The sequence below is a fragment of the Aeromicrobium sp. Sec7.5 genome, from assembly GCF_036867135.1.
Taxonomy (GTDB): Bacteria; Actinomycetota; Actinomycetes; order Propionibacteriales; family Nocardioidaceae; genus Aeromicrobium.
The window spans coordinates 66,181-88,636 of record NZ_JBAJIJ010000001.1 but is presented as its reverse complement, the minus strand read 5'-3'; the positions used below and the strand labels follow the sequence as shown (position 1 = coordinate 88,636).

Annotated in this window: 22 protein-coding genes and 2 tRNA genes; 11 read left to right on the top strand and 13 right to left on the bottom strand. The window is 69.2% G+C overall.

Annotation, left to right across the window (positions count from 1 at the left end; translation table 11 throughout):
• Nucleotides 1-56: 56 nt before the first annotated feature.
• Both V6S66_RS00445 and V6S66_RS00440 read left to right on the top strand, forming a co-directional pair.
• On the top strand, nt 57-764 hold the full coding sequence (locus V6S66_RS00445) for a hypothetical protein (RefSeq protein WP_334204811.1): 708 nt from the start codon (nt 57-59) through the stop codon (nt 762-764).
• Nucleotides 765-903: 139 nt separating this feature from the next.
• Complete coding sequence (locus V6S66_RS00440) at nt 904-1,650, top strand: cyclase family protein (protein ID WP_334204810.1); 747 nt, start codon at nt 904-906, stop codon at nt 1,648-1,650.
• 43 nt (nt 1,651-1,693) lie between these two features.
• Here the strand turns inward: V6S66_RS00440 and V6S66_RS00435 are convergent.
• The 5 genes from V6S66_RS00435 to gyrB all read right to left on the bottom strand — a co-directional run bounded on the left by V6S66_RS00435 (nt 1,694) and on the right by gyrB (nt 7,578).
• Nucleotides 1,694-1,769, bottom strand: a tRNA-Ala gene (locus tag V6S66_RS00435).
• Nucleotides 1,770-1,948: 179 nt separating this feature from the next.
• Nucleotides 1,949-2,023 (bottom strand) — tRNA-Ile (locus tag V6S66_RS00430).
• A gap of 49 nt (nt 2,024-2,072) precedes the next feature.
• Nucleotides 2,073-2,882: a DUF3566 domain-containing protein gene (locus V6S66_RS00425; RefSeq protein WP_334204809.1), complete on the bottom strand. Its 810-nt coding sequence runs from the start codon at nt 2,880-2,882 to the stop codon at nt 2,073-2,075.
• A complete protein-coding gene (gene gyrA / locus V6S66_RS00420; RefSeq protein WP_442885909.1) occupies nt 2,879-5,380 on the bottom strand; it encodes a DNA gyrase subunit A in 2,502 nt (833 codons plus the stop codon). Before gyrA ends, V6S66_RS00425 begins: the two co-directional genes overlap by 4 nt.
• Nucleotides 5,381-5,571: 191 nt before the next feature.
• Complete coding sequence (gyrB, locus tag V6S66_RS00415; RefSeq protein WP_334204807.1) at nt 5,572-7,578, bottom strand: DNA topoisomerase (ATP-hydrolyzing) subunit B; 2,007 nt, start codon at nt 7,576-7,578, stop codon at nt 5,572-5,574.
• A 221-nt stretch (nt 7,579-7,799) separates the two neighbouring features.
• Between gyrB and V6S66_RS00410 the strand changes: the two genes are divergently transcribed.
• Nucleotides 7,800-8,630 carry a phosphatase PAP2 family protein gene (locus tag V6S66_RS00410; RefSeq protein WP_334204806.1) on the top strand — a complete coding sequence of 277 codons (831 nt, stop codon included), beginning with the start codon at nt 7,800-7,802 and terminating at the stop codon, nt 8,628-8,630.
• A gap of 90 nt (nt 8,631-8,720) precedes the next feature.
• On the opposite strand, the gene V6S66_RS00405 is transcribed toward V6S66_RS00410, so the two are convergent.
• From V6S66_RS00405 to dnaA, 5 genes are all read right to left on the bottom strand, one after another.
• On the bottom strand, nt 8,721-9,266 hold the full coding sequence (locus V6S66_RS00405; RefSeq protein WP_334204805.1) for a DUF721 domain-containing protein: 546 nt from the start codon (nt 9,264-9,266) through the stop codon (nt 8,721-8,723).
• Complete coding sequence (recF, locus tag V6S66_RS00400) at nt 9,259-10,395, bottom strand: DNA replication/repair protein RecF (RefSeq protein WP_334204804.1); 1,137 nt, start codon at nt 10,393-10,395, stop codon at nt 9,259-9,261. Before recF ends, V6S66_RS00405 begins: the two co-directional genes overlap by 8 nt.
• A 1-nt stretch (nt 10,396) precedes the next feature.
• Complete coding sequence (gnd, locus tag V6S66_RS00395; RefSeq protein WP_334204803.1) at nt 10,397-11,326, bottom strand: phosphogluconate dehydrogenase (NAD(+)-dependent, decarboxylating); 930 nt, start codon at nt 11,324-11,326, stop codon at nt 10,397-10,399.
• 20 nt (nt 11,327-11,346) lie between these two features.
• A complete protein-coding gene (gene dnaN, locus V6S66_RS00390; RefSeq protein WP_334204802.1) occupies nt 11,347-12,489 on the bottom strand; it encodes a DNA polymerase III subunit beta in 1,143 nt (380 codons plus the stop codon).
• Nucleotides 12,490-12,889: 400 nt separating this feature from the next.
• Nucleotides 12,890-14,338 (bottom strand): chromosomal replication initiator protein DnaA, encoded by a 1,449-nt coding sequence (gene dnaA / locus V6S66_RS00385; RefSeq protein ID WP_334204801.1) that lies wholly within the window; start codon nt 14,336-14,338, stop codon nt 12,890-12,892.
• Nucleotides 14,339-14,686: 348 nt separating this feature from the next.
• Here dnaA and rpmH point away from each other — a divergent pair, with 348 nt between their 5' ends.
• Genes rpmH through V6S66_RS00345 form a run of 8 tightly spaced genes read left to right on the top strand, consistent with a single transcriptional unit; the run spans nt 14,687 to nt 19,364 of the window.
• The gene (gene rpmH / locus V6S66_RS00380) at nt 14,687-14,824 is read left to right on the top strand and encodes a 50S ribosomal protein L34 (RefSeq protein WP_334204800.1); all 138 of its coding nucleotides are present in this window, start codon (nt 14,687-14,689) and stop codon (nt 14,822-14,824) included.
• 29 nt (nt 14,825-14,853) lie between these two features.
• On the top strand, nt 14,854-15,201 hold the full coding sequence (gene rnpA / locus V6S66_RS00375) for a ribonuclease P protein component (RefSeq protein WP_334204799.1): 348 nt from the start codon (nt 14,854-14,856) through the stop codon (nt 15,199-15,201).
• Nucleotides 15,202-15,205: 4 nt separating this feature from the next.
• Complete coding sequence (gene yidD, locus V6S66_RS00370; RefSeq protein WP_442885875.1) at nt 15,206-15,460, top strand: membrane protein insertion efficiency factor YidD; 255 nt, start codon at nt 15,206-15,208, stop codon at nt 15,458-15,460.
• A gap of 42 nt (nt 15,461-15,502) precedes the next feature.
• On the top strand, nt 15,503-16,411 hold the full coding sequence (gene yidC / locus V6S66_RS00365; RefSeq protein ID WP_334207199.1) for a membrane protein insertase YidC: 909 nt from the start codon (nt 15,503-15,505) through the stop codon (nt 16,409-16,411).
• Nucleotides 16,408-16,881, top strand: coding sequence for a Jag family protein (locus V6S66_RS00360; protein ID WP_334204798.1), 474 nt, complete (start codon nt 16,408-16,410; stop codon nt 16,879-16,881). The genes yidC and V6S66_RS00360 overlap by 4 nt, the downstream gene beginning before the upstream one ends.
• Entirely contained in the window at nt 16,881-17,501 is a 621-nt protein-coding gene (rsmG, locus tag V6S66_RS00355; protein WP_334204797.1) for a 16S rRNA (guanine(527)-N(7))-methyltransferase RsmG, read from the top strand. Before V6S66_RS00360 ends, rsmG begins: the two co-directional genes overlap by 1 nt.
• A gap of 52 nt (nt 17,502-17,553) precedes the next feature.
• Entirely contained in the window at nt 17,554-18,465 is a 912-nt protein-coding gene (locus V6S66_RS00350) for a ParA family protein (RefSeq protein ID WP_334204796.1), read from the top strand.
• Complete coding sequence (locus V6S66_RS00345; RefSeq protein WP_334204795.1) at nt 18,462-19,364, top strand: ParB/RepB/Spo0J family partition protein; 903 nt, start codon at nt 18,462-18,464, stop codon at nt 19,362-19,364. The genes V6S66_RS00350 and V6S66_RS00345 overlap by 4 nt, the downstream gene beginning before the upstream one ends.
• 69 nt (nt 19,365-19,433) lie before the next feature.
• Here V6S66_RS00345 and trxA read toward each other — a convergent pair whose 3' ends face one another.
• The 3 genes from trxA to V6S66_RS00330 form a co-directional block, all read right to left on the bottom strand.
• A complete protein-coding gene (trxA, locus tag V6S66_RS00340; RefSeq protein ID WP_334204794.1) occupies nt 19,434-19,757 on the bottom strand; it encodes a thioredoxin in 324 nt (107 codons plus the stop codon).
• A gap of 64 nt (nt 19,758-19,821) precedes the next feature.
• Nucleotides 19,822-20,811, bottom strand: a complete 990-nt coding sequence (gene trxB / locus V6S66_RS00335; protein WP_334204793.1) for a thioredoxin-disulfide reductase — start codon at nt 20,809-20,811, stop codon at nt 19,822-19,824.
• A gap of 67 nt (nt 20,812-20,878) precedes the next feature.
• Nucleotides 20,879-22,447: a protein kinase family protein gene (locus V6S66_RS00330; protein ID WP_334204792.1), complete on the bottom strand. Its 1,569-nt coding sequence runs from the start codon at nt 22,445-22,447 to the stop codon at nt 20,879-20,881.
• Between the last annotated feature and the right edge of the window lie 9 nt (nt 22,448-22,456).

Below are 22,456 nucleotides of genomic sequence, written 5' to 3'. Positions count from 1 at the left end.
CGGCATCCGGGCCAAGGGTCGATGCCGACTGATCCGTCGAGATGTCACCCTTGACCATGCTCTGGGGGTCTCGAACGCATCGCGCCGCAGCACTGCTCGTGGCCTGGCTGGTGGCCGCGACGGTCGTGACAGGCTGCTCCGGATCCAGCGGCGGCGGCCGCCCGGGCTCGTTCCCGGTCAACGGCGGGGAGCTCGCTGACCTGCTGGAGGGGGAGCCGATCTCCGAGCCGGGCGACTTCGCCGATGCGCCGGCCACACCGACGGGTGTCCCCGATCTCGAGCAGACGAAGGACCTGTCCACGGCGGGCGGCAGTCGTCCCGACGCCGAGGCCTTCGCGGTGGAGTTCCTCCACCTGATCGTCGACACGCGCGAGGAGACGGATGTCGATGAAATGGTCGACGAGCTCGTGGCCGAGGACGCCGACCCGAACACCGTCGCCTTCTTCGAGACGAACCTGGCCCGCAAGGTGGGCTCCGAGATCCAGCAGGTCTGGCGCACCGACGAGGAGTCATGGATCAGGACGCAGGTCGCTGGCGACGCGAACCAACCGGACTCCGTCTCGGTGGAGGTCGCCTTCACGCTGAGTCTCGACCAGTCCGACCTCGGAAGCTGGGTCACGCACCGGATCGACCTCGTGCGCGACGACGACGCGTGGTTGGTCACCGAGGTCACCTTCCGCTTCCTCGACTTCCCTCCCGACGATGGCACTTCGATCTCGCAGGCGCTCGACGGTGGAGGCTGGCGTGCGATCCAATCGGGGTGAGCGCGGAAGCGGTCGAGTGTCGGCAGGGACCGTCCAGGACTCCCAACGGCGTTCATCGACGTGACGCGAGCAGCCCGGCGTGGTCGTGCTCTCGATCCGACACTGTGCAATTCTGGTCGCGACCCGGAGGGGGCACGACGTGACCGCATCGAGCGACCGACCGCTGTGGCAGCTCCACGCGCAGCTACAGTCCCGCACCTTCACCGATCTGACCCACGCCTTCTTCCCAGGGATGCCGCACTTCCCGGCCTTTCCCGACGAGGTCCGCACCCAGACCTTCCAGGTCGATCCCGACGGCTTCGCGGTGCACCGCTACGAGCTGGTGGGCCAGTGGGGCACGCACTGCGACCCGCCGTCGCACTTCGTCGACGGCGCCCGCACGGTCGACGACATCCCGGTGCAGCAGATGATCCTGCCGCTGGTCGTCCTCGACATCTCCGACCGCGTGCGTGCCGACCCGGATGCGGTCCCGACGCTCGACGACGTGGCCGCGTGGGAAGGCCGCAACGGCCCGATGCCCGCGGGCTGCTTCGTCGCGTTGCGCACCGACTGGCACCAGCGGTGGCCGGACACGGACGCGATGGCGAACCACGACGACGACGGCGTCAGCCATGTCCCGGGCTGGTCGCGCGAGGTGGTCGTCGACCTCGTCGAGCGGGTCGGGGTCACGGCCATCGGTCACGAGACCACCGACACCGACGCCGGTTCGTCGACCTCCGCCGGCGACTACGGGCTCGAGCTGCTGCTCCTGCAGCACGACAAGTGGCAGATCGAGCTGATGGCCAACCTGGACCAGGTGCCGGAGGCTGGCGCGCTCGTCGTCGCGTCATGGGGCAAGCCCAAGGGCGGATCAGGCTTCCCGGCCCGGGTCTTCGCGATTCACTGAGAAGCCCGATGTAACGAGCCGCACCCCTGCGGGATGAAACTGGTGGTGGAGCCTAGGGGACTCGAACCCCTAACCCCCTGCTTGCAAAGCAGGTGCGCTACCAATTGCGCCAAGGCCCCCGGTGGGTGGAACGGTGGTCGGACTCGCCACGCTACAGCGCGTCAGACGCGATCGGTGTTCTGCGCCCAGGAGTTCTCCGCGGGACGACGGCCGCGCGCGAGCGCCCAGACGATGCCGGCGGCGGTGATCCCGACGGCCACGATCTTCTTCATGACGCCTCCGACCTGGAGAGTGACAGTGGGCCCAGCTGGACTTGAACCAGCGACCTCTTCCTTATCAGGGAAGCGCTCTAACCGAGCTGAGCTATGGGCCCGCAACAGCGATGAACTCTACTCCACCACTGCGGTGCGGCACGAATCGGGTCAGCCCCGATCGCGGAACGTGACCTGGATGCCGCCCACGAGGTGGGTCGCCGCGTTGTAGAGACGTGCGCCGATGGCCGCGAGTGCGGTCATCAGCACGACGTTGATCGCCGACAGCACGAGCGTCAGACCGACGACCCGACCGAAACCGAGGTAGTTCTCGACGTCGAACGTGCCGTCCTCGCTGCTGAGCACCGAGTTGATCGTGTCGTTGAGGTTGTCCCAGACGCCCGTGACGTTCAGGACGACCCAGAACACCGTGACCGCCACGACCGCCACGATCATGAGCGCCGTGGACACGACGAACGCGAGCTGCGTGACCGACCACGGGTCGACGTGCACCAGGCTCAGCCGCGCCTGCCGGGTGACGGCCGACTCCGGCGCCGGATCGGCGGCGACCGCCGCCTGCGGCTGGGTGTGCGCGGGCTCGTCGTCGTCGGAGACGGCCGGGAAGACCGACGTGGAGGACGGGTCGGTCGACGTGGTGCGAGCGTAGTCCGCCGCCGTCATCGGGCGGCTCGAGCTCGTGGAGCTCGCCGCCGACTTCTTCGGGGTGGGGCGGGTCGGCGTCGACTTCTTCGCCGCCCCGCGCTGGGCGGCCGACTTGTTCGCCGGACGCTTGGTGGGACGCTTCGGCCCGCTGGCCTTGGCACCCTCGCTGGATGCGTCCGACGGCGGATCGTCGGACAGCGGCGGATCGTCGGCCGGAGGGTTCTCGCCGGAGGCCGCACCGGTGGGGCGCTTCAGCGACCCCGCATCGGTCGCGTCATCCGCGCCCGAGGCGCCCCTGTCAGCGTTGCGCTTGCTCACGCGTCTGCCTCACCCTCCGTCGACTCAGGGGCATCGTCGTCCCCCTCGGTAGCCACCACGAGCTCTGTGTTGCGCGCGATCGTGACGACACGGTCGTCACCCTTGAACTTCACGAAGCTGACCCCCATCGTGCCACGCCCGGTGGGATTGACACCCGACACGAGGCTGCGGGTGACCTGGCCCTTCGAGGTGACGCTGATGACGTCATCGGTGTCACGCAGCACGAGGCCGCCGACCAGCTCACCGCGACTCTCGCTGATCTGCATCGCCTTGATGCCGATGCCGCCACGACCCTGCAGCCGGTACTCGCCCACGAAGGTCTTCTTGGCGAAGCCGCCGTCGGTGACGGTGAAGACGTAGAGCTTGTCGTCGGCGTCGACCTCGGCCTCCTCGAGGGCCGCGTGCTCCTGACGGATCACGGCCATCGAGAGCAGCTCGTCGTCGCCGCGGAACTTCATGCCCGTGACGCCCGACGTGGCGCGGCCCATCGGGCGCAGCTGCTCGTCGTCGGCGCGGAACCGGATGGCCTGCGCCCGCTTGGAGATCAGCAGCAGGTCGTCCTCGGGCCCGACCAGCTCGGCACCGATGAGCTCGTCGTCCTCGTCGCGGAAGTTGATCGCGATGACGCCGGCCTGGCGCGGGCTGTTGTAGTCGGCCAGACGCGTCTTCTTGACCAGGCCCTTGCGGGTGGCCAGCACGAGGTACGGCGACTGCTCGTAGTCGCGGACCGCCAGCACCTGGGCGATCTGCTCGTCGGGCTGGAACGACAGCAGCCCGGCGACGTGGCCACCCTTCGCGTCGCGGCCGGCCTCCGGCAGGTGGTACGCCTTGGCGCGGTAGACGCGACCGGCGGTGGTGAAGAACAGGATCCAGTGGTGCGCCGTGGTCGGGAACAGGTGCTCGACGTAGTCGCCGTCGCGCAGTTGCGCCCCTCGCACGCCCTTGCCGCCGCGGTTCTGCACCCGGTACAGCTCGGTCTTGGTGCGCTTGGCGTATCCGCCGGCGGTGATCGTGACCACGACCTCCTCATCGGGGATGAGGTCCTCGTCGGACAGGTCGCCGTCGGCCGGGATGATGCGGGTGCGGCGGTCGTCGCCGTACTTGTCGACGATCTCAGCCAGCTCGGTCGAGACGATGGTGCGCTGGCGCTCGTCCGAGGCGAGGATGTCCTTGAGGTCGGCGATGACGCGCTCGAGCTCGGCCAGGTCGTCCATGATCTTCTGGCGCTCGAGGGCGGCGAGGCGACGCAGCTGCATCTCGAGGATCGCGTTGGCCTGCAGCTCGTCAATGTCGAGCAGACCGATCAGACCCGTGCGTGCCTCGTCGACCGTGGGGCTGCGGCGGATCAGGGCGATGACGTCGTCGAGCGCGTCGAGCGCCTTGGCCAGGCCGCGGAAGATGTGCGCGCGCTCCTCAGCCTTGCGGAGGCGGAACTCGGTGCGCCGGCGGATCACGCTGATCTGGTGCGTGATCCAGTTCGAGATGAAGCCGTCGAGGCTCAGGGTGCGCGGGACGTCGTCGACGATCGCGAGCATGTTGGCGCTGAAGTTGCTCTGCAGGTCGGTGAACTTGTAGAGGTTGTTGAGCACGACCCGGGCCACGGCGTCGCGGCGGACCTCCACCACGATGCGGCGACCGACGCGCGAGCTCGACTCGTCGCGCAGGTCGGAGATGCCCTGGAGGCGTCCGGAGTTGACCAGCTCGGCGATCTTGCGCATCAGCGCATCGGGGTTGACCTGGTAGGGCAGCTCCGTGACGACGAGCTGGATGCGGCCCTTGGTGTCCTCCTCGATGCCCACGATCGCGCGCATCGTGACCGAGCCACGACCCGTGCGGTACATGTCCTCGATGCCGCTGGTGCCGACGATGAGTCCGTGCGAGGGGAAGTCGGGGCCCTTGATGTGACCCATGAGGGCCTCGAGCAGCTCCTCACGCGACGCGCCCGGGTGGGCCAGCGCCCACTGCGCACCCTCGGCGACCTCGCGGAGGTTGTGCGGCGGGATGTTGGTGGCCATGCCGACCGCGATGCCGGCCGAGCCGTTGACGAGCAGGTTGGGGATGCGCGACGGCAGCACCGTGGGCTCGGCCGACCGGCCGTCGTAGTTGGGCTTGAAGTCGACGGTCTCCTCGTCGATGTCGCGGACCATCTCCATCGCGATCGGCGCGAGCTTGCACTCGGTGTACCGCATCGCGGCGGCCGGGTCGTCGCCCGGCGAGCCGAAGTTGCCCTGGCCGAGGATCATCGGCGCGCGCATGACCCACGGCTGCGCCAGACGGACGAGGGTGTCGTAGATCGCGGTGTCGCCGTGCGGGTGGTACTGACCCATGACGTCACCGACGATGCGGCTGCACTTGCTGAAGCCGCGGTCGGGGCGGTAGCCACCGTCGTACATCGCGTAGAGCACACGGCGGTGCACCGGCTTGAGGCCGTCGCGCACGTCGGGCAGCGCGCGCGACACGATGACGCTCATGGCGTAGTCGATGTACGAGCGCTGCATCTCCTCCTGCAGCTCGACGGGCTCGATCCGGTCGCGCTCGATCGGGGTGTCAGTCACGGGTCAGTCCTTTGGGAGATTCCGCTGGTTGAGGTGCGACGAGGAACGAGGAGCCTCGAAACCTGGTCATCGTGTGGAGGTGGCTTCGAGGCTCGTGCCGCAGGCGGCACTCGCACCTCAACCACCGGGTTCGGTTAGATGTCGAGGAACCTGACGTCCTTGGCGTTGCGCTGGATGAAGTTGCGGCGCTGCTCGACGTCCTCGCCCATGAGGATCGTGAACATCTCGTCGGCCACCGCGGCGTCGTCGAGGGTGACCTGACGCAGGACGCGGCCGTCGGGATCCATCGTGGTGTCCCAGAGCTCGGAGTCGTTCATCTCGCCGAGACCCTTGTAGCGCTGCACCGGGGCCTCCTTGGGCAGACGGCGACCCGCCTCCTCGCCGGCGACCAGCAGCACGTCGCGCTCGCGGTCGGAGTAGGCGAGCTCGTGCGGCGCGTTGGTCCACTTGATCTTGTACAGCGGCGGCTGCGCGAGGTACACGTGGCCCGCGTCGATGAGCTGCTTCATGAAGCGGAACAGCAGCGTGAGAAGCAGCGTGGTGATGTGCTGGCCGTCGACGTCGGCGTCGGCCATCAGCACGATCTTGTGATAGCGCAGCTTGGCGATGTCGAAGTCCTCGTGCACGCCCGTGCCGAGCGCGCTGATGATGGCCTGGACCTCGGCGTTCTGCAGGATCTTGTCGATCCGCGCCTTCTCGACGTTGAGGATCTTGCCGCGCAGCGGGAGGATCGCCTGCGTGCGCGGATCGCGCCCGCCCTTGGCCGAACCACCGGCCGAGTTGCCCTCGACGATGAAGACCTCGCACTCCTCCGGGTTGCGGCTGGAGCAGTCGGCGAGCTTGCCGGGCAGGCCACCGCCGCCGAGGAAGCCCTTGCGGTTGCGGGCGAGGTCGCGCGCCTTGCGGGCGGCCATGCGGGCGCTCGCGGCGTCGATCGACTTGCGCACGATGGTCTTGCCCTCGGCGGGGTTCTGCTCGAACCACGCGCCGAGCTCCTCGTTGAGGACCTGCTGCACGAAGCCCTTGGCCTCGGTGTTGCCGAGCTTGGTCTTGGTCTGCCCCTCGAACTGGGGCTCCTCGAGCTTGATCGAGAGGATCGCGGTGAGGCCCTCACGGATGTCGTCGCCCGTGAGCCGGTCCTCCTTCTTCTTGATGAGGTTGTTGGACTCGGCGAAGCGGTTGACCGTGGTGGTCAGCGCCGCGCGGAAGCCCTCCTCGTGCGTGCCGCCCTCGTGGGTGTTGATCGTGTTGGCGAACGTGTGCACCGACTCCGAGAAGCTCGCGTTCCACTGCATCGCGACCTCGAGCGACAGGCCCGCGCCCTCGTCCTCGCGCTCGATGCCGATGATGTCGCGGTGGATCGCGGTCTTGGCGCCGACGTTGATGTGCTGCACGTAGTCGACCAGGCCCTGGTCGTAGCGGAACTCGACGCTGCGCTCGATCGAGTCGCCGTCGGCGGTTCCGCCCTCGGGATCGTCGCCGTCGTGGTCGCGCTCGTCGGTCAGGCCGATCTCGAGACCCTTGTTGAGGAACGCCATCTCCCGGAACCGGGTCTTGAGCGTCTCGTAGGAGAACTCGGTGCTCTCGAAGATCTCCTCGTTGGCGTAGAAGACCTGCGTCGTCCCCGTGGCGGCAGTGGGCTCGCCGCGCTCGAGCACCTTCTCGGGCACGCCGTCGTGGAAGGTCTGGCGCCACGTGTAGCCGTCGCGGTACACCGTGGTGTGCATCGTGGTGCTCAAGGCGTTGACCACGGAGATGCCGACGCCGTGCAGACCGCCGGAGACCTTGTAGCCGCCGCCGCCGAACTTGCCGCCCGCGTGGAGCGACGTGAGCACCAGCGTGACCGCCGGGATCTTCTCGATCGGGTGCTCGTCGACCGGGATGCCGCGGCCGTCGTCGACCACCCGGACGCCACCGTCGGCCAGCAGCGTGACCTCGATGCGCGTGGCGTGACCGGCGAGCGCCTCGTCGACCGAGTTGTCGACGACCTCGTAGACGAGGTGGTGCAGTCCGCGCTCACCGGTGGACCCGATGTACATGCCGGGACGCTTGCGGACCGCCTCCAGACCCTCGAGGACCTGGATGTTGCTGGCGTCATAGCCGGTGGGCACGTGCGCCGCAGGATCTGGAGTTTGGGTCACCTGTTCAGTATAAGGGGCCGTAGAGAGCGTCTGAGCGTTCCCTCCACAGTGTCGGGCCTTGAGTCTGCGACGAGGCTGGGGGCTGAGAGGCCGTAGAAGGGGGCTGGGAGGGGTTCGCGGACCCGGCTCCGCACCCGGGATCGCTCCCGGGGGTCACCGGGTCGCCTCGGTGCCGCCAGGTCGATCGGCCGGTATTGCCTCGATGCGGCACAGTAGAACCCATGTCGATGACGGACGCCGGCACGATCCAGGAGCCGCAGGCCAGCCCGGTGCGCAGCGTGCGCCTGCGGGCGTTTCTCGCGATCCTGCTCGGCGTCGGGGGCCTGCTCGGCGTCACCGCCCTGGCCCTGTGGACCGCGAGCGGCCAGGACCTGGACCAGTCCGCCATGACCACCGTCACCGCCGGGCGCGACACGCAGCTCACGGTGCTCAGCGTGCTGGGCTACGTCTCGATCGCCGCTGTCGCGATCGCCGCGGCCGGAGCGGTCGCCCTGGCACTTTTGCGGGGCCAGGTGCGCCTGGCACTGGCGGCGCTGGCCGTGATCGGTGGCGCCAACCTGACGACGCAGATCCTGAAGCATGCGGTGCTCGACCGCACCGAGTTCGTCGGCGGCATCGTCGCGCACAACAGCCTGCCCAGCGGCCACACGACCGTGATCGCCGCGACGCTCGGTGCCCTGTGCCTCGTCAGCCCCGCGTGGCTGCGTCCGGTGGTGCTCACGGCGGGCTCCTTCGCCGTGACGCTCACGGGTGCCTCGACGGTCGTGGCGGGCTGGCACCGGCCCGCCGACGTCCTGGCCGCGGTGCTGGTGTGCCTCGTCTGGACCGCGGCGGCGGCTTTCGTGGTCGGCGGTGGGATTCGGCGCTGCACCGGCGGACTGACCTTCGCGGTGCTCGGATCGGCCGCCGCCCTCGTCTTCCTGATCGTGATCGGCGTGCGGCCGACCGACGGGTGGGACGGCTTCCTGACCTCCAGCGTGGTCCTCGGCAGCGTCGCCCTCCTCACCGCGGTGAGCACCGCGCTCATGGACCGCGTCTCCCCCCAGGAATGAGGCGAGGCCGCCCGCGGCCGAGCCTCATGGTCTCCACCGGCGAAGCCGGTCAGCGCGGTCGGACACGATGGCCGGCTTCGCCGGCGCGGTTCATCCGTAGGTGTCGCGGGGGCCGCGGCCGCCGCGGACCGTGCGCTTGCCGTGCTTCCACGACGGCGCCTCCGGGCCACGGACGTCGATGCGCAGGACCGATCCGTGCCCGAGCTCCTCGTTGAGCCGGGCCACGATGCGCGGCGCGAGTAGCTGGAGCTCCTTGCGCCAGGCGCTGGAGTCGGCGCGCACCGAGACGACCTGGTCGGCGAACCCCTCGACGAGCGAGTGCTGGGCGATGTCGGGCCCGACGATCGAGGACCAGTCGGTGAAGACCCTCGAGGCGGCCAGCTGGTCGGTCCACCCCTGCTGGTCGACGAGGTCACCGAGTGCGGCCGCCAGCGGCATCGCGTCGTCGCGGTCGCCGCGCCGGGCGACGGGACGCTGGCCCCGACGTCGGCGCCGGGGGACGGAGCCGGGGTTCGCCGACCGGTAGCCGTCGGCCAGCTCACGAGCCAGGCGCATGGGGTCGTCCGGCTTCCGGCCCGGCGCCGGATCTGGCTCGCTCTCGGGCTCGCTCTCGGGTGGCACGGCGTCGTCAGTCATCGAGCACCGCGCCGTCGGCGACGCGGAAGCGCCGCCCGCGCAGACCCGGGGGCACGTCACCGGCGACCGCCGCCGTGACGAGCACCTGCTCGACGTGCTCGGCCATGGATGCCAGATGATCACGACGCCCCGTGTCGAGCTCGGCGAAGACGTCGTCGAGGATCAGGATCGGGTCGTCGGCTCCCTGGTCGGGCGCGCGCAGGTGGTCGAAGGACGCGAGCCGCAGCGCCAGGGCGAGCGACCACGACTCGCCGTGGCTCGCGTATCCCTTGGCCGGGAGCTCGCCGATGCGCAGCTCGACGTCGTCGCGGTGCGGGCCGACGAGGCTGACCCCGCGGTCGAGCTCGTCGCGGCGCCGCTCCTGGATCGATCGCAGCAGGAGGTCGCGGCATCCCTCGAGGTCGCGAGGATGGTCGGCGTGCAGCACCCCGGTCTTGGCGACGTAGGACGCGGTGACCTGTCGCCGGGTCTCGGCCGCTGACGCGGCCACGCCGGCGTGCCGCTTCTCGAGGTGCGGGGCGATCTCGTCGAGCACCACCAGGCGCCGGGCCGTGATCTCACCGCCGAGCGTCGCGAGTCGCTCGTCCCAGATCTCCAATGTCGACAAATCTACTTGTCGACCTCTGGCTGACTTCAGCAAGGTGTTCCGCTGCCGGAGGGTGCGCTCGTAGTCGGCCTTGACGCCGGCCTGCCGCACCGACTGCATCAGGAGGTGGTCGTCGAGAAAGCGCCGACGATCGGACGGATCGCCTTTCACGAGCGCGAGGTCCTCGGGCGAGAACAGGACCGTGCGCACCGTGCCGAGCAGCTCACGGACGCGCGGGAGCTCGGAGCGGTTGACCCGGGCTCGGTTGCTGCGGCCCGGATTGATCTCGACCTCGATCAGGGCCGAGCGGTCCTGGCGCACGACCTCGGCGCGGACGATCGCGCGCTCGGTGCCGGCCCGCACGAGCGGGGTGTCGCTCGAGACCCGGTGGGAGTCGAGGCGGGCGAGGTAGTCGACCGCCTCGACAAGGTTGGTCTTGCCCTGACCGTTCGCCCCGACGAAGGCGATGGGGCCGGCGCCCATCTCGACGTCGACCTCCGTGTAGGAACGGAAGTCGTGCAGGGCGAGTCGAGCGACGTGCACGTCAGTCGGCCGACGGCGGCTCACCCGTGCCGGGCTCGGCCGCGGCACGCACGGCGTGGCCGCCGAACTGCTGACGCATCGCTGCGACGGCCTGCATCGCCGGTGACTCGTCCTGGCGGGACTGGAACCGGGCGAACAACGAGGCCGCGATGGTGTGCATCGGCACCGCGTGCTCGATGGCCGCCTCGACGGTCCAGCGTCCTTCGCCGGAGTCGTCGGCGTAGCCGCGGATCTTGGACAGACCCGGATCGTCCTCGAGTGCCTGCACGAGCAGGTCGAGCAGCCAGGAACGCACGACCGTGCCCTCACGCCAGGAGTCGAGCACGGCCGGGACGTCGTCGACGAGCTCGGTCTTCTCGAGCAGCTCGAAGCCCTCGGCGTAGGCCTGCATCATGGCGTACTCGACACCGTTGTGGACCATCTTGGCGAAGTGCCCCGAGCCGACCTTGCCGGCGTGCACGAAGCCGCCGGTCTTGTCGGTGCCCTCGGCCGCGTCCGGACGCAGCGCGTCGAAGACCGGCTGCACCGTGGCGACGTCGGCAGCGTCGCCGCCGACCATCAGGGCGTAGCCGTTCTTGCGACCCCAGACGCCGCCGCTGACGCCGCAGTCGAGGTAGCCGATGCCCTTGGCCGCGAGCAGCTCGCCGTGCTCGATGTCGTCGGTCCAGCGCGAGTTGCCGCCGTCGATGACGATGTCGCCCTCGCCCAGCAGCTCGCCGAGCTCGGTGACCGTGGCGCGGGTGGGCTCGCCGGCGGGCACCATGACCCACACGACCTTGGGGCTGGGCAGGGCCTCGACCAGCTCGGCGACCGAGCCGACGTCGCTGACCGAGGCATCGCGGTCGTAACCGGTGACGGTGACATCGTGCTCGCGCAGGCGCTCGCGCATGTTGCCACCCATCTTGCCCAAGCCGATGAGTCCGAGATGCATCGTGCCCTCCAAGGGGGAAATCAGGTCTGGAGACGAACCGGCATGATCAGGTAGCGGAACGCTCCGTCGGGCTCCGCGCCGATCTCGCCGACACCGCTGATTGCGGCGGGCTTGGTGTGTTGCGTGAAGGCCAGGTGCACGACGGGGTCGGACATGACCCCCAGACCCTCGAGCAGGTACGAGGGGTTGAAGCCGATCGAGATGTCGCCACCGTTGACGGTGGCCTCGATCGACTCGCTGGCCTGGGCCTCGTCGCCGGTGCCGGCCTCGAGCAGCAGCGTGCCCTCCGAGAACGACAGGCGCACGGGCGTGTTGCGCTCGGCCACGAGCGCCACGCGCTTGACAGCGTCGACGAGGTCCTGCGTGGCGACGTAGGCGACGGTCTCGGGCGTGGCCGAGAAGAGCTGGCGCACGCGGGGGAAGTCGCCCTCGAGCAGCCGGGTCGTGGTGCGACGGCTGCCGTTGCCGACCGTGCCCTCGAAACCGATCAGGCCGTCACCGCTCTCGCCGGACGAGACCGCGATCGTGATGTCGCTGCCCCCGGCGAACGAGCGCGCCGTCTCGCCCAGGACACGGGCCGGGACCAGGGCACGGGCGGAGAGGTCGCTGGCCTCGGGGAACCACTCGAGGTCGCGCAGGCTGGCGCGGAACCGGTCGGTGGCCATGAGCGAGATCGTGGATCCCTCGAGCTCGAGGCGCACCCCGGTGAGCAGCGGGAGCATCTCGTCTCGGCCCGCGGCGGCGCCCGCCTGCTGCACCGCGGTGACGAACGTGTCGGCCTTGACCGTGCCGGTGGCGGTGGGCATCTGCGGCAGGCGCGGGTACTCCTCGACCGGCATGGTCTGCAGGCTGAAGCGGGCGCTGCCGCACTCGACCCGGACCTTGGTGCCGTCGAGGGCGACGTCGACCGGCTTGCCCGGCAGCGACTTGACGATCTCGCTGAGCAGACGCCCGCTGACCAGGGCCCGGCCGTCGGCACTGACCTCGGCCGGGAGCGTGGCGCGCGTGGACGTCTCGTAGTCGAACCCCGACAGCGTGAGTCCGTCGGTGCCGGCCTCGATCAGGAGCCCGGCCAGGACGGGGACGCTCGGACGCACCGGAAGACTGCGGGCAGTCCACGCCACGGCATCGGCGAGGGTGTCGCGTTCGATCCGGAACTTCACGTAGGGGGCCTCTCAGACTGGCGTCGACGGGTGTCGGTGGCTGAATCCTGCCACGGGACCGGACTCGATCCTAGGCCAGCCGTCGGACATGTGGTGCGTTCGTGTGATTCGTCGGGGACTTGTCCACACACATCGGTGCTGGACCCCTTCAACGAGTTTTCCTGTGTCTATCTCGGTAGTAGTAGTCGTAGCACCTGTGGATTCTGTGGAGAACCGGTGATGCTGCTCCGGTTCCCGGGATTTTGCCGGTGGACGGTGTGGGGACGAAGCGGTGCATCCGCCCCGTGGGGGTGTGCACGGAGCGAGGGCGTTCACACGCCATTCACACGACGTCATCTGATGTCCACCTCAGGTGGAGACTTACCCACAGGGTCGTCCCCAACTGGGGAAGGACAAGAAATCAGGACTGACGTGCCTGCTGCTTGATGCGGTTGGTCAGCTCGGTGACCTGGTTGAAGACCGCGTGGCGCTCGGTCATGAGCAGCCCGATCTTCTTGACCGCGTGCATGACCGTGGTGTGGTCGCGTCCGCCGAACTCCTGGCCGATCTTGGGCAGCGAGAGATCGGTGAGCTCGCGGCACAGGTACATCGCGATCTGCCGCGCGAGCACGAGGTCACGCTGGCGGTTGGTGCCGCAGATCTCGTCGATCGCGAACTCCGAGTACGCCGCCGTCTGGGCGATGATGAGCGCGCTCGTGACGACGGGGTCGCCCCCGGCGCTGACCAGGTCCTTCAGGACGATCTGCGACAGGTTCATGTCGACCGGAGTCTTGTTGAGGTTGGCGAACGCCGTGACCCGGATGAGGGCGCCCTCGAGCTCGCGGATGTTGGTCTGCACCTTGGTGGCGATGAACTCCAGCACGTCGGCGGGCACCGTGAGGCCGTCGTTGGCGGCCTTCTTGCGCAGGATCGCGATGCGCGTCTCCAGCTCGGGCGGCGTGACGTCGGTCGTGAGTCCCCACTCGAACCGGTTGCGCAGCCGCTCCTCGAGCGTCTTGAGGTTCTTCGGCGGGCGGTCCGAGGTCATGACGATCTGCTTGTTCTCGTTGTGCAGGGCGTTGAACGTGTGGAAGAACTCCTCCTGCGTCGCCTCCTTGCCCTCGATGAACTGGATGTCGTCGACCAGCAGGACGTCGATCTCGCGGTACTTGCGCTTCAGGTCACCCGTGCGCCGCTCGCCGATCGCGTTGATGACGTCGTTCGTGAACTCCTCGGTGTTGACGTAGCGCACACGGGAGGACGGGTAGAGACCGAGCACGTAGTGGCCGATCGCGTGGAGCAGGTGCGTCTTGCCGAGCCCGGAGTCGCCGTAGATGACCAGGGGGTTGTAGGCCTTGCCGGGGGCTTCCGCCGTGGCGACGGCCGCGGCGTGCGCGAAGCGGTTGGACGAGCCCGTCACGAAGTTCTCGAACAGGTAGCGCGGATTGAGCCGGGCCTCGGCGATGTTGGCAGGCCGGCCGGTGACGGGCGTGGCCGCGGGTCCCCAGCGCGGGACGAACTGGTCCTCGTCGTCGTCCTCGTCGAGCTCGTCGAGCGGCGAGGCGACCGGAGCGGGGTCCTCCATGAGGGGGGTGTCCGGGGGCGTGATGCTGGCGTCGATCGTGACGACCAGCCGGACCTCGGTCCCGAGCTCACGGCTCAGGGCCTGCTCGAGGACGGGCCGCACGCGCGACTCGAGCTGCGCGCGGGCGAGGTCGTTCTGCACCGCGGCGATCACGATGTCGTTGTGGAGACTCAGCGGGACGGCGGGAAAGACCCACACGCGCGCCCCGGGCGAGAGACGGTCGACAGCCGCCTGCCACGCGACCGCCAGATCGGCCTCCGCGGACGACGCAGAACCGTCGGACATGTGGCCTCCATTGGGTCCACACGGTTATCCACAGGGTGTGTATGTGGATGGTCCGGACCACGTCGAACTGTGGACAACTCGGTACCGCGGTGACGCTAGCAGCGGTGCGGGAGCACACACAAGCGAGTTCTGCACAAACCTCGGGTCCTGCACGGCGTGTCGCATGGACGCGACGCGACGCACAGGAGTAGAAGGGTCAGTTTGACCATGGTCTGACGGCCCCCGTACCGTTGCACAGTCGCGCGACCGTCGGCCGCGTGCCTGCGACCCGGAGCCTGCTCCGATGATGTCGTGGGTGAGCGGTGATCGTCGACGATCACCGATTTCCCCCTCAAGAAGGACTGACCCGTGAGCAAGCGCACTTTCCAGCCGAACAACCGTCGTCGCTCCAAGAAGCACGGCTTCCGCCTCCGCATGCGCACGCGTGCCGGCCGCGCCATCCTGGCGTCGCGTCGCACCAAGGGCCGCGCGAAGCTCTCCGCCTGATCTTGACCCGGTCGCGACGGGTCTGAGCGGTGCTCCCCCAGGCGTACCGCATGCGTGACGGCGACGAGTTCCGCCGCACGATCCGTCGTGGCGCCTCGGCGTCGACCGACGCGCTCGTCTCGCACGTCGCCCTGACCGACGGGTCCGGCGTGCGCGTCGGCCTGGTCGTGGGCAAGAAGGTCGGCAACGCCGTGGTCCGCAATCGGGTCAAGCGGCGGATCCGGCATGCGGTGTCGCCCGAGCTGGCGGCTCTGCCTGACGGGTCACGCGTCGTGTTCCGCGCTCTGGCCCCGGCCGCGGTGCGCCACGACCTCGCGGCCGACGCGGTCGACTGCCTGCGCCGGGCCGTGCGTCGTTCGACCGCGAAGCGGGTGTGACGACGTGCTGCGCCTGCTGCTGATCGGCCTGCTGAAGGCCTACCGGTTCGCGATCAGTCCGTTGTACGGACAGGTGTGTCGGTACCATCCGACGTGTTCGGCCTATGCGCTCGGAGCCGTGGAGACCCACGGTGCCCTGCGCGGTTCGTGGCTCGCCCTCCGGCGCCTGCTGCGGTGCCACCCCTGGAGTCCCGGCGGGTACGACCCCGTCCCCCCGGCTCCGGCCCCCCAACATGGACACCGCCCGGTGTCCCACTGAGGAGAAAACGTGGAGATCTTCAGCGCGATCGGTTCGGCGATCATGACACCGCTGTACTACGCGGTGTCCGCCGTCTTGAAGGCGTGGCACTGGGCGTTCGACCAGATCCCCGGCATGAGCGACGGCTGGGTCTGGGTGCTGTCGATCATCGGCCTGACGATCACGATCCGCGCGATGCTGATCCCCCTGTTCGTGAAGCAGATCAAGAGCAGCCGCAACATGCAGCTCCTGCAGCCCAAGATCAAGGAGCTGCAGAAGAAGTACGCGCACGACCGTGAGCGGCTCACGCAGGAGCAGATGAAGCTCTGGAAGGACACGGGCACCAACCCGTTCGCGTCGTGCCTGCCGCTGCTGGCCCAGATGCCGATCTTCTTCGCCCTGTTCCGCACGATCGACCAGGCGGCCAAGAAGGGCGGCGACGGCGCCAAGGGATTCCTGACCCGCGACGATGCGCAGTCGTTGAGCGACGCCGAGTTCCTGGGCGGACGCATTGCCGAGACCTTCATCAACGCCGCCCACCTGCCGACGCAGGTGCTGGCGATCTTCCTCGTGATCGTGATGTGTGCGACGCAGTTCCTGACGCAGCGCCAGCTGATGGCCAAGAACATGCCGGCCGACGCGCTGAACGGTCCGTACGCGCAGCAGCAGAAGATGCTGCTCTACGTGCTCCCCCCGGTCTTCGCGATCGGCGGCATCTTCTTCCCGCTCGGCGTGCTGTTCTACTGGGTCACCTCGAACTTCTGGACCATGGGCCAGCAGTTCTACGTGATCCGGCGCAACCCGGCCCCGGGCACCCCGGCCTTCAAGGCCAAGCAGCAGCGTGACGCCGCCAAGGGCAAGGACGTCGCCGACGACCCGGCCACGGTGGTCGACGAGATCGTCAAGCCGAAGCCGCGCGCGCAGCCGAAGAAGCAGACACGCAACCAACGCAAGAAGGGTGGCTCTCGATGAGCAGCGACGCGACCAAGCTGGAGGTCGAGGGCGACATCGCCGCGGACTTCCTGGAGGGCCTGCTGGACATCGCCGACCTCGACGGCGACATCGACATGGATGTCGACGGCGACCGCGCCGCGGTCTCGATCGTCGGAGGTCGTCTCGATCACCTCGTGGGATCCGAGGGCCAGGTGCTCGACGCCCTGCAGGAGCTCACGCGCCTGGCGGTCTACCGCCAGACCGGCGAGCGCAGCCGCCTGATGCTCGACATCGCGGGGTACCGCGACGGTCGCCGGGTGGCCCTGCGTGAGGAGGCGGCCGGAGCGGTCGCCGCGATCGGTGCGGGTGCCGAGCGCATCGAGCTCGATCCCATGACCGCCTTCGAGCGCAAGATCGTGCACGATGTCGTGGCCGAGGCTGGTCTGCGAAGCGAGTCCGAGGGCGATGAGCCCCGTCGCTACGTGGTGGTTCTCCCCGCCGGAGCCTGATGTCTGTTTCACGTGAAACAGAACCCCCGGCCGGTTCCGAGGAGCTTTTCGGCGAGGGATGGGCGCAGGCCCAGCGCTATGCCGAGCTGCTGAGCACCTGGGGTGTCGACCGCGGGATGATCGGCCCGAGGGAGGTCCCCCGCCTGTGGGACCGTCACCTGCTCAACTGTGTCGTCGTGGCACCCCGACTCCCCCAGGGCGCCTCGGTGGCCGACGTCGGCACGGGCGCGGGCCTGCCCGGTCTGGTCTGGGCGATCGCCCGACCCGATCTGCGCATGACGCTGGTCGAGCCGTTGCTCCGCCGGGTCTCGTTCCTGGAGGAGGTCGTCGCTGACCTCGGGCTGACGAACGTCGAGGTCGTGCGTTCCCGGGCCGAGGAACATCGAGCGACCTACGAGGTGGTGACGGCGCGCGCCGTGGCGGCGCTGGACAAGCTGACGACCTGGTGCTGGCCGCTCGTGGCCCCCGGCGGCGTGCTGCTCGCGATGAAGGGTCGCTCCGCACCCGAGGAGGTCGAGTCGGCGCGTCCGTTGCTGAAGCGGCTCGGTGTCACGGATGTCCGCATCGAGTCCTATGGTGATCTGGCAGTGCCGACGACCGTCGTGGAGCTCACGCGGTGACCGCGCGGATGGTTGAGCGCTTCGTTTCACGTGAAACCACGAGGTGGAGGAGATGACCACGGTGCACCCCGATGACTCGACGCCCCTCGCCCGGGCAGCCGAGGAGCATGTCGCGCTGGCTCGCAGGGTCGACGCGATCGTGACACTGCCGCGCCCCGAGCGCACTCGCGTCTTCGTCGTCGCGAACCAGAAGGGTGGCGTCGGCAAGACCACCACGACGGTCAACCTCGCGGCGGCGATGGCCGTCAAGGGTCTCCGCGTGCTGGTGATCGATCTCGACCCCCAGGGCAACACCTCCACGGCGCTCGACATCGCCCACACCGAGGGAACTCCCGGCGTGTACGAGGCGCTGGTCGAGGGCGAGTCGATCGACGCCCTGGTGCAGCCCTGCGTGGCCCATCCGACGATCTCGGTCCTGCCGGCCTCGATCGACCTGGCCGGCGCGGAGATCGAGCTCGTGTCGCTGGTGGCGCGCGAGACGCGCCTCGACAAGGCGCTGCAGAGCTATCTCGCCGAGTCCGAGGATGCCGGCGATCGTTACGACTACGTCTACATCGACTGCCCACCCTCGCTCGGACTGCTCACGGTCAACGCCATGGTGGCGGGGCGTGAGGTCCTGATCCCAATCCAGTGCGAGTACTACGCGCTGGAGGGCCTGGGTCAGCTGCTGCGCAACATCGAGCTGGTCAAGGCCCACCTGAACCCGAAGCTCGACGTCACCACGATCCTGCTCACGATGTACGACGGCCGCACCAACCTGTCGTCGGGTGTCGCGGCCGAGGTCCGTCAGCACTTCGGTCCCCTGGTGCTGCAGGCGCCCATTCCCCGCTCCGTGCGGATCTCGGAGGCTCCGAGCTATCAGCAGTCGGTCGTGTCCTACGACCCCACGTCGTCGGGTGCGCTGTCCTACATCGAGGCCGCACGCGAGATCGCCGAGGCCGCCACCCGGAAGGCAGAGGCATGAGCAATCGTCGTAGTCGGGGTCTGGGCCGGGGCCTCGAAGCACTGATCCCGCAGAACGCGGGCGAGGCGGAGAGCTCGGGCCTCAAGCAGATCGAGGGTGCTCGCTTCGCCGAGCTGCCGGTCACCTCGATCGAGCCCAACCCCCGGCAGCCGCGCACCGTCTTCGACGAGGACGCGATGGCCGAGCTGGTCCACTCCATCCGGGAGATCGGCCTGCTGCAGCCGATCGTGGTGCGTGAGGTCGGCCCCGAGAAGTTCGAGCTCATCATGGGCGAGCGCCGGTGGCGGGCCCATCGCGAGGCGGGACTCGAGACCATCGCGGCGGTCGTGCGCGACACACAGGACGAGGATCTCCTGCGCGACGCGCTCCTGGAGAACCTGCACCGGTCCGAGCTCAACCCGCTCGAGGAGGCGGCCGCCTACCAGCAGCTGCTCGACGACTTCGGCTGCACGCACGAAGAGCTGGCCAGCCGGATCGGCCGGTCCCGTCCGCAGATCAGCAACACGCTGCGTCTGCTGCGCCTGAGCCCCGCGGTGCAGCGTCGCGTGGCGGCCGGTGTGCTCTCGGCCGGACACGCGCGAGCGCTGGTCACCGTGGGCAACACCGAGATCCAGGAGCGCCTGGCGACCCGTGTGGTGGCCGAGGGCCTGTCGGTCCGAGCGCTGGAGGAGATCGTGACCCTCACGGGCGACGATCCCGAGACCCAGCGGACCAAGCGCCCCTCCCCGACCGTGTCGGCCCCCCGCCTCGAGGAGGTCTCACGCCGTCTGTCGGAGCGCTTCGACACCCGCGTCAAGATCAACCTCGGACGTACCAAGGGACGTGTCACGGTCGAGTTCGCCACGATCGACGACCTCGAGCGGATCGTGGGACTGATGGATCCGCAGCGGCCCGACTGATCAGCAATAGATATACAAATCCCCTTGTCGATTTGTCGACAAGGGGATTTGTATATCTAGCAGGGGTGATCAGAGGTGCTTGTCGAGCTCCTTGAGGAGCGCCGACTTCGGGCGCACGCCGACAATCGAGGCCACGACCTCACCGCCGTTGTACAGGTTGATCGTGGGCAGACCCGTGACGCGGTACTTGGCGGGCGTGACGGGGTTGGCGTCGGCGTCGATCTTGACGATCGTGAGCTCCTCGCCCTTCTCGTCGGCGATCTCCTGCAGGATCGGCGCGAGCTGACGGCACGGACCGCACCAGTCGGCCCAGAAGTCGACGAGCACGGGGCCCGGCGCGTTCAGGACGATCTCGTCGAAGTCGGCGTCGGTGACGGCGTTGATGGTGGCCATGGTTCTCCTTGTGCTCGGGACTGGGTGCTCGGGACTCGGTTGCGGGGTGCTGAGTTGGGGTGGGTCAGCTGATGAGGGCGGCGTCGACGGACGGGACGGTGTCCTGCTCGAGCGCGGCCAGGTAGCGCTCGGCGTCGAGCGAGGCGGCACAGCCGGTACCGGCAGCGGTGATGGCCTGCCGGTAGGTGTGGTCGACGAGGTCGCCGGCCGCGAACACACCGGGCAGGTTGGTGGCGGTGGACCCGGGCTGCACGAGCACGTAACCCTCGTCATCGAGCTTGACCTGGCCGCGCAGGAGCTCCGAGCGCGGGTCGTGGCCGATCGCGATGAACAGGCCGGTCGCATCGAGCTCACGGGTCTCACCGGTCTCGGTGTCGCGCAGGGTGATGGACGTGAGCTGGCCCTCACCGTGCAGCTCGGCGACCTCGGAGTTCCAAGCGAACTCGATCTTGTCGTTGCCGAGGGCGCGGTCCTGCATGATCTTGGACGCGCGCAGCTCGCCACGACGGTGCACCAGCGTGACCTTGCTGGCGAACCGCGTGAGGAAGGTGGCCTCCTCGAGCGCGGAGTCGCCGCCACCGACCACGACGATGTTCTGCTCGCGGAAGAAGAAGCCGTCGCACGTGGCACACCAGCTGACGCCGTGGCCGGACAGCTCGTCCTCGCGCGGGATGCCGAGCTTGCGGTAGCCCGAGCCGGTGGCGAGCACGACGGCGTGGGCGGAGTACGTGGACCCGTCGGCGAGCGTGACGGTCTTGATCTCGCCGGTGAGGTCGACCTCGGTGACGTCGTCGGCCACGAGCTCGGCGCCGAAGCGCTCGGCCTGGGCGCGGAGGTGGTCCATCAGTTCCGGGCCCATGATGCCGTCGGGGAACCCGGGGAAGTTCTCGACATCGGTGGTGTTCATGAGGGCGCCGCCGGCGGTGACCGACCCCTCGAAGACCAACGGTTCCAGGTTCGCTCGCGCGGCGTAGATGGCCGCGGTGTAGCCCGACGGGCCGGACCCGACGATGATCAGGTTTCGCACGCTGCTGGGGGACTGCTCAGTGCTCATGGTCTGCTCTCTGCTGGTGACGCTTGTCCCAACGCAGCCTAGTCGCCGGACATTCCCGGCACCGGCGTCAGGAGCGACCGTCGACCCGCACCTCGGCGACCTCGCCGCGGAACTCGCCATCGCCCACCTGGGGCAGGGAGGTCAGCCAGACGACGACGTACCGCGTGATGGTGGCCTGCGGCAGGCTGACGGTGACGTCCGTGCCGCCGTCCTGCACCGAGGCCACGGGCGACAGGTCACTGAGGGCCCGGGGCGCCTCGTCGACGCCGGTGGCCGTCGTGAAGATCTGGAGGCTGGTCGGGGCACCCACCAGGTTCAGGCGCACGGAGTCGACCTGCCGGGTGGAACCGAGGTCGAGCACGAGCCCGACCCCGTCCTTGAGACCACCGACGTCGGCGCGCCCGCGGTAGGTCTGAGTCGTCCAGCTGGTGGCGGGATCGCCGTCGATCGCCAGACCCACGGCATCGGCCGACTCGCTGCCGTCGCCCTGCGGGTCGAAGTCGATGACCCGCTCGAGGGGCAGCACGCCCACGTTGCCGGTGGCCGAGGCGCTGGGCTCGGAGCCGGCTTCGGGCACCGGGCCCTGGCGGCCGACGAGGAACGCGATGACGAGCAGGATGGCCAGCACCCCGACCGATCCGAGCAGCACCATGCCGCGCTCGCCCTTGGTGAGGCTGCGCGCCTGCGCCTTGCGTCGCTCCAGCGTGGTGGGCGGGGCCGGCGTCCAGGCCTTGGGTCGTGGCCGAGGCGGCTCGAGGCCCGGCGGCGGACCGAGCGGCTCGACCACGGGGTCGTATCGCACGAGGTCGGGCGAGGTGGTGGCACCACCGGCGGTGTCGTGCGGGTCCAGCCGCGCCAGGACGCCACGCAGCTCGTGCGCCACCTCGGCGACCGTCGTGATGGGTCGGCGGTGCTGCACCGGCGGCGAGCCGAGGATGCGGTCACAGATCGCATCGATCTCGCGGTCGACCCCGGCGCGGACCTGTCGAGGTCGCAGGACGCGACCGTGCTCGGTGGGCGCGGCACGCAGGCCGTCGACGTGACCACCGGGCCATCGGGACACCAGGCACGCGTAGAGGAGCTTGCCAAGACCCTGGACGTCGAGCCGCTCGAGCTGGGCCGTGTCGGGCTGCTCGGAGCTGCCGACGGGGGCGAGGGCCGTGGCCACACCGAGGCCCACCACACGCACCGCGCCGGACTCCTTGAGCAGGATCTGGTGGGGGGTGAGGCGCCGGTGGTACTGCCCGTGGTCGTGGGCGTTCATCAAGGCCTCGGCGACCTCGATCACGATCGCTGCTGCGCGCCAGCTCGGCAGCGGCGCCTGGGCGAGGACGGCGTCGAGCGGGAAGGCTCGGGCCCACTCGCGCACGATCATGTGGTGGCCGTGGTCGTCCTGGATCAGGTCGAGCACGCGCAGGAACCGGGGGTCGGAGACGATCGTGGACCCGCGGGCGGCGTCGAGGAAGCGGTCGGCCCGCGCGTCGTCGCTGGGCAGCAGCTCGAGGCCGACATTGCGCGACAGCACGGAGTCGTGCGCCCGCCAGGTGGTCGCGCCCAGCCGTTCCTGCACGAGGTCCTGCAGGTGGTAGCGCTCGGCGATAACGTCACCGGAGACCAGTGTGCGTCGACCCACCATCCCGCCACC

Coding starts and splice junctions, on each gene's coding strand:
- V6S66_RS00445 (WP_334204811.1), top strand. CDS start 57: ATGCTCTGGGGGTCTCGAACGCATCGCGCCGCAGCACTGCTCGTGGCC.
- gyrA (WP_442885909.1), bottom strand. CDS start 5,380: ATGCAGCGCTCGTACATCGACTACGCCATGAGCGTCATCGTGTCGCGC.
- V6S66_RS00410 (WP_334204806.1), top strand. CDS start 7,800: ATGTCGATGACGGACGCCGGCACGATCCAGGAGCCGCAGGCCAGCCCG.
- V6S66_RS00405 (WP_334204805.1), bottom strand. CDS start 9,266: ATGACTGACGACGCCGTGCCACCCGAGAGCGAGCCCGAGAGCGAGCCA.
- gnd (WP_334204803.1), bottom strand. CDS start 11,326: ATGCATCTCGGACTCATCGGCTTGGGCAAGATGGGTGGCAACATGCGC.
- dnaA (WP_334204801.1), bottom strand. CDS start 14,338: ATGTCCGACGGTTCTGCGTCGTCCGCGGAGGCCGATCTGGCGGTCGCG.
- yidC (WP_334207199.1), top strand. CDS start 15,503: ATGACACCGCTGTACTACGCGGTGTCCGCCGTCTTGAAGGCGTGGCAC.
- V6S66_RS00360 (WP_334204798.1), top strand. CDS start 16,408: ATGAGCAGCGACGCGACCAAGCTGGAGGTCGAGGGCGACATCGCCGCG.
- rsmG (WP_334204797.1), top strand. CDS start 16,881: ATGTCTGTTTCACGTGAAACAGAACCCCCGGCCGGTTCCGAGGAGCTT.
- V6S66_RS00350 (WP_334204796.1), top strand. CDS start 17,554: ATGACCACGGTGCACCCCGATGACTCGACGCCCCTCGCCCGGGCAGCC.
- V6S66_RS00345 (WP_334204795.1), top strand. CDS start 18,462: ATGAGCAATCGTCGTAGTCGGGGTCTGGGCCGGGGCCTCGAAGCACTG.
- trxA (WP_334204794.1), bottom strand. CDS start 19,757: ATGGCCACCATCAACGCCGTCACCGACGCCGACTTCGACGAGATCGTC.
- trxB (WP_334204793.1), bottom strand. CDS start 20,811: ATGAGCACTGAGCAGTCCCCCAGCAGCGTGCGAAACCTGATCATCGTC.
- V6S66_RS00330 (WP_334204792.1), bottom strand. CDS start 22,447: ATGGTGGGTCGACGCACACTGGTCTCCGGTGACGTTATCGCCGAGCGC.